Here is a 5,638-nt window from a genome sequence, read left to right as displayed (position 1 = left end):
GTCTTTCTTTAATAAATATACATAAATTGTCATGAATTTGAGGTAGGCAAAAACCGAAGTGGGTGAATAGTTTTCCCTGCAACTATTGCTTCTTATTTAATATAACGCCGAATAAATACGGTGATTTTGCTTAATCACTTCAGCGAAGTGAAACGTGAAAGCGCCGGGTATTAGAAAGTCGTATGATGTTTTTTAAAAATCGTCATACTTTTCTGCGCTGTATCATTTTTTTCGGCATTACTGTCCGCCATAATCCCTTCCCCAGGAGACCGTCTAACGTAAATTGTTCGTTAAACGAGATAAAAATAACGTAAATCTGGATAAGAGAATGATTAAAGGCAAGCTGGCACTGCTGACGTGCGCACTGACTCTCGCATTAACCTCGCCACTCCTCGCTGCGCAAAATGCAGACGAAGGCCAGACGCTAAAACTGGCCATTGGGCCCGAGCCGACGGAGGGATTTGACCCGATGTTGGGCTGGAGTCATGGCAGCTATCTGCTGTTGCATGCACCTGTGTTAAAGCAAAATGCGGATATGAGCTGGGGGAACCTGCTGACGGAAAAAGTGGTGACCAGTGCCGACGGCAAAACCTGGACGCTGACGCTTAAGCCCGATCTCAAATTCTCTGATGGTTCACCGCTAACGGCTGAAGATGTGGTCTTCACCTATAACAAAGCCGCAAAAAGTGGTGGAAAAATTGACATGGGAAATTTCACCCATGCCCGCGTGATAGACAACCGCACGGCAGAAATTACGCTTAGTCATCCGCAGAGCACTTTTGTGAATGTGCTCGGTTCGTTAGGTATTGTTCCGGCAAAACAGTATGACGAAAAAACATTTGCCAAAAATCCGATTGGCGCAGGTCCTTACCGCCTGGTGAGCTTTCAGCCGGGGCAGCAACTGATCGTGGAAGCAAACCCGTGGTATGCCGGTAAGAAGAATGATTTCAACCGGTTAGTATTTGTATTCCTCGATGAGGATAACGCATATGCCGCAGCGCGAAGTGGTCAGCTGGGACTGGTACGTATTGCGCCGTCGATGGCGGTAGCACCTGAACAGCAGAATTTAAAACTGTGGGTTCGCGACAGTGTAGAGAACCGCGGTATTGTTTTCCCAATGGTTCCGGCAGGGAAGAAAGATGCTAATGGTTATCCGGTAGGGAACGATATTACAGCCGATATTGCTATCAGGCGTGCGATCAATTACGCCATTGACCGTAAGCAGCTTGCCGGGCAGGTTATGGAAGGCCATGCAATCCCCGCGTATAGCGCGGTTCAGGGGTTGCCATGGCAGGGGACTTCGGTGGCATTCAAAGATGGTGACGCTGAAAAAGCCCGGACGATTCTGGATCAGGCCGGCTGGAAAGTGGGCAAAGACGGTGTACGGGTGAAAGACGGTAAAGAGGCGCGTCTGACGTTGTGGTATGCCAGCGGCGACAGCACCCGTCGTGATTTAGCCGAGGCCGTGCGTGCCATGCTGCAGCCGGTAGGCATTGCAGTGTCGCTGCAGTCGGGTAGCTGGGAAACCGTTGAACGCCATATGCATGCTAATCCTACGCTGTTCGGCTGGGGGAGTCTGGATCCGATGGAGCTTTTCCATCACTACAGCGGGCAGGCGGCGGGTGTGGAGTATTACAACCCTGGCTACTACAGCAATCCGGTGGTCGAGCAACATCTCAAGCAGGCCATTGATGCACCAGACTGGCAAAAAGCGTTGCCTTTCTGGCAACAGGTTGAGTGGGATGGCAAACAAGGCGCAGGCGTACAAGGGGATGCCGCATGGGCATGGCTGCTGAATATTCAGCACACCTATCTGGCAAATCCGTGCATTGATCTGGGCAAAGGTGCACCGGAAATTCACGGTAGCTGGTCGTTGCTCAACAATCTTGATGAATGGACCTGGACCTGCCGTTGATGAAGTCTGTTTTAGGCCATGTATTACGGCTGATAGTGTTGTTAGTGCTGGTCGCGGCTGGCACTTTCATCTTGCTCAGCTTTTCGCCGGTCGATCCCATCCGTGCCTATATTGGCAACGATTTGCTGCATGTTCCGCCGGAGCAATATGCACGTATTGCTGCGCGTTGGGGCCTGGATCAACCTCTGTGGGAGCGTTTTTTCCACTGGTTCTTACGCGTGCTGCAGGGCGATCTTGGTTACTCGATGCTGTTTAATGCCCCTGTTGCCAGCGTGATTAAGGAGCGGTTTGCGACCTCGTTTGCGCTGCTTAGCGGTGCGTGGTTGGTTTCCGGTTTATTGGGAACGACAATGGGGTTTGTTGCTGGCCGCTACCTGAACCGTTGGCCGGATAAAGCCATCTGCCGACTTAGCTATCTGCTTTCTTCCTTACCGACCTTTTGGATTGGCATGCTGTTGCTAGCGGTATTTGCGGTGCGCTGGCCGCTGTTCCCGGTCTGTTGTGCGTGGGAACCGGGAAATAACAGTGATATGGCAACGCTGACTGAACGTCTGCGCCATCTGGTTCTCCCTGTTTGTGCACTTAGTCTGCTGGGGCTGGGGCAAATTACGTTGCACACGCGGGAAAGTATCGCCAGCGTGATGAAAAGCGAATTTGTCCGCTTTGCGCGTTCGCAGGGTGACAAGGGATGGTCGCTGTTGCGACACCAGGTTCTGCGACACGCCATCACGCCAGCGCTATGTCTACAGTTTGCCTCGTTGGGCGAACTGTTGGGCGGTGCGTTGCTGGCTGAAAAGGTTTTTGCCTATCCGGGGCTGGGGCAGGCTACCATCGATGCCGGATTACGCGGTGACCTGCCGTTACTGATGGGGATTGTCTTGTTCAGTACCGTGCTGGTGTTTATGGGTAACTCTCTCTCTGCCTGGTTTGTCCATGTTCTGAATCGTGCGCTGGAGCGACCCGATGCTCTATAATCCGACGCCGACGCTTGTTCGTCTTCTGCTGTCCGTGAGCGGCCTGTTATTTATTGCAGTATATGGCGCGGCCACGCTGGATAATCCCTTGAGCGTGAATCTTCTTGCCCGTCATCTTCCGCCTGATGCGCTGTACTGGTTTGGTACCGACAATCTGGGGCGCGATTTGTGGGTTCGTTGCTTTCAGGGGGCGCTTACCAGTCTGCAAATCGGTATTGGCGCGGCCCTGTGCAGCGGATTCATTGCGTTACTGATGGCGGCGATTTCTCGTTTGCATCCACGCCTGGATGTCGTCATGCGTCTGATCACTGATGCGATGCTGTCCATGCCGCACCTGCTGCTGCTGATTTTGATCTGTTTTACGTTAGGCGGCGGGAAAAGCGGGGTGATTATGGCAGTTGCGCTCACACACTGGCCGCGGCTGGCATTGATTTTACGTGCTGAAGCGGAACGCGTGGCCCACAGCGATTACCTGACACTCACCTGGCGACTGGGACATGGCCACTTTTACTGCTGGCGGCATCACTATTTACCCGCGCTATTGCCCCAGTGGCTAACAGGAACGTTGCTGATGTTCCCTCATGCGGTATTGCACAGTGCCGCGTTAAGTTTCCTTGGCTTCGGGCTGGCACCCCACGAACCTTCGCTGGGACTGTTGCTGGCAGATGCGCTGCGGTTTATCAGTCATGGCGACTGGTGGCTGGTGCTGTTTCCAGGGCTGATGCTATTTCTCCTTGTGATGCTATTTGATCAACTTGCCCGGGCGGTACAGCGTTTATGGTTGAGAGGTGATACATGTTGAGTTTGCAGCAGATTTCGCTGGAAGTGGCGCGTTATCGCTGGTACGGCGCAAAAAAATGGTCCTCGTTGCTGCAGGATGTCTCCTTTGATGTTGCGCCGGGCCAGATGGTTGCGTTAGTGGGGGGCAGCGGTGAGGGTAAGAGCCTGCTGCTGCAATGCCTACTTGATCTATTGCCGGAAAATTTGCGCTTGCATGGCAATATCACCCTTGATGGAAAAATGCTGGATAACAATGACATCAGGGCATGCCGTGGCAATACGTTTAGTTATGTTCCGCAAGGTGTGCAGGCGCTGAATCCGCTGTTGTCGATTGAAAAGCATTTACGAAGAGCCAGCCAGCTTTCCGGTCAGGCGTGGAATACAGGGCAAATTGAACGCTTGCTCGAACGTCATCATCTGGATACCACCGTGTTAGAGTCTTTCCCGCGTCAGCTTTCGGGAGGGATGGCCAAACGCATTCTGGCGTGTCATGCCGCGCTCAGCCAGGCGCGTTATATTCTTGCTGACGAGATTACCGCCTGGCTTGATGCGCCTCTGGCAAATCAACTGCTGGAACAGCTACGCGGCCTGTGTGAGCAAGGAGCCGGCGTTTTATGGGTGACACATGATCTCACTCTGGCTGCACGTCACGCAGATCGCATTGTCGCGCTGCATCACGGAACAGTGTCGGATAATGTCAGCCGGGAACAGCTTTTGCGTGGTGAAATTAGTGAACATCTGCAACGGCAATGGCGAGCGCTGCCCGAAAGAAATCAACTTTTTGGAGAGCGGTATGCTGTGCTGTCGTGATGTGTTCATTCGTCAGGGAGGCAAAATACTGTGGCAAAATCTCTCATTCTCGCTTTCGCCAGGGGAACGTATTGGGATTTGCGCACCCAGTGGAACCGGAAAAACAACACTGGGACGTGTGCTTGCGGGGTGGCAAAAGCCGACATCCGGTGACGTTCTGGTTGATAACCAACCGTTGCCGCGCCATCAATATTGCCCGGTGCAGCTCGTGCCGCAGCATCCGGAATTAACCTTTAACCCCAGACGGAGTACCGGTGATGCGGTTCATGATGCCTGGCGGCCAGATGCAGAAATGCTTGCCCGACTGCATATTAAGCCGGAGTGGCTAACGCGTCGTCCCGGACAACTTTCGGGTGGTGAGTTGGCTCGAATTGCCATACTGCGGGCGCTCGACCCGCGTACGCGTTTTCTGATTGCCGATGAAATAACTGCGCAACTCGATCCCTCTATCCAACGGGATATCTGGGTGCTGCTGCTTGAAGAGTGTCAGCGCCGTCCGTTAGGTATGCTGATTATCAGCCATCAACAGGCATTGCTTGATCAGATTTGCACGCGAACGCTACGCTGTCCGGATAACTCCTCAGATTAAACCACTCACTGGTCAATAACATGAAGATAAAATCGATGGCTATGGTCGCGGCCCTGTTGTGGGCCGTGGTGCCGATGGCAAATGCCTCTGTTCAGGTAGGTTTTTCACCGGAAGGTTCGGCGCGGGGTTTAGTTCTCGACACTATTCATCATGCGCGGCACACCATCGACATGATGGCGTATTCCTTTCAGTCTGCGGATATTGTTCAGGCGCTGGTAGATGCAGAAAAAAGAGGTGTTGTTGTCCGGGCAGTGATCGATAAAAAACGTAATCAGGGGAAAGTCAGTCAGAAAGCGATCGCGTTTGCGACGGCCAACGGTATCGCTATCGAGTTGGATGATCACTATCACCTACAACACGACAAGACCATGATTATTGATGGCGACACGCTGGAGACCGGTTCGTTTAATTTTGCCAAATCCGCCGAATTTGCGAATTCTGAAAACGTGTTGGTGATCCGTGGAGAGCCTGGTGTTGTGGCGCAGTACCAGGCCCATTTTGACAGCCGTTGGAAAATTGCCCGCCAGCATGGTTGAGTGACGCAAAACAATATTGATTAAACTATAATGT

6 protein-coding genes are annotated in these 5,638 nt (G+C 52.6%); all 6 read left to right on the top strand.

Annotated features, from left to right (window positions below):
* The first annotated feature begins 328 nt into the window (after window positions 1–328).
* From NNO02_RS22335 to NNO02_RS22310, 6 genes are read left to right on the top strand one after another with little or no spacing between them, the layout of a single operon-like run.
* Window positions 329–1,915 (top strand): ABC transporter substrate-binding protein, encoded by a 1,587-nt coding sequence (locus tag NNO02_RS22335; protein WP_271455779.1) that lies wholly within the window; start codon window positions 329–331, stop codon window positions 1,913–1,915.
* A complete protein-coding gene (locus NNO02_RS22330) occupies window positions 1,915–2,889 on the top strand; it encodes an ABC transporter permease (protein ID WP_271441172.1) in 975 nt (324 codons plus the stop codon). Before NNO02_RS22335 ends, NNO02_RS22330 begins: the two co-directional genes overlap by 1 nt.
* Window positions 2,879–3,691, top strand: a complete 813-nt coding sequence (locus NNO02_RS22325) for an ABC transporter permease (RefSeq protein ID WP_271455778.1) — start codon at window positions 2,879–2,881, stop codon at window positions 3,689–3,691. The genes NNO02_RS22330 and NNO02_RS22325 overlap by 11 nt, the downstream gene beginning before the upstream one ends.
* Window positions 3,685–4,479: an ATP-binding cassette domain-containing protein gene (locus NNO02_RS22320; RefSeq protein WP_271455777.1), complete on the top strand. Its 795-nt coding sequence runs from the start codon at window positions 3,685–3,687 to the stop codon at window positions 4,477–4,479. Before NNO02_RS22325 ends, NNO02_RS22320 begins: the two co-directional genes overlap by 7 nt.
* Window positions 4,463–5,068, top strand: a complete 606-nt coding sequence (locus NNO02_RS22315) for an ATP-binding cassette domain-containing protein (protein WP_271441169.1) — start codon at window positions 4,463–4,465, stop codon at window positions 5,066–5,068. The genes NNO02_RS22320 and NNO02_RS22315 overlap by 17 nt, the downstream gene beginning before the upstream one ends.
* 35 nt (window positions 5,069–5,103) lie before the next feature.
* Window positions 5,104–5,604, top strand: a complete 501-nt coding sequence (locus NNO02_RS22310) for a phospholipase D family nuclease (RefSeq protein WP_333908936.1) — start codon at window positions 5,104–5,106, stop codon at window positions 5,602–5,604.
* Window positions 5,605–5,638 lie beyond the last annotated feature (34 nt).

Source organism: Citrobacter sp. Awk 2 (assembly GCF_028069815.1).
Taxonomy (GTDB): domain Bacteria; phylum Pseudomonadota; class Gammaproteobacteria; order Enterobacterales; family Enterobacteriaceae; genus Citrobacter.
This window is presented reverse-complemented; position numbering and strand designations above follow the sequence as displayed.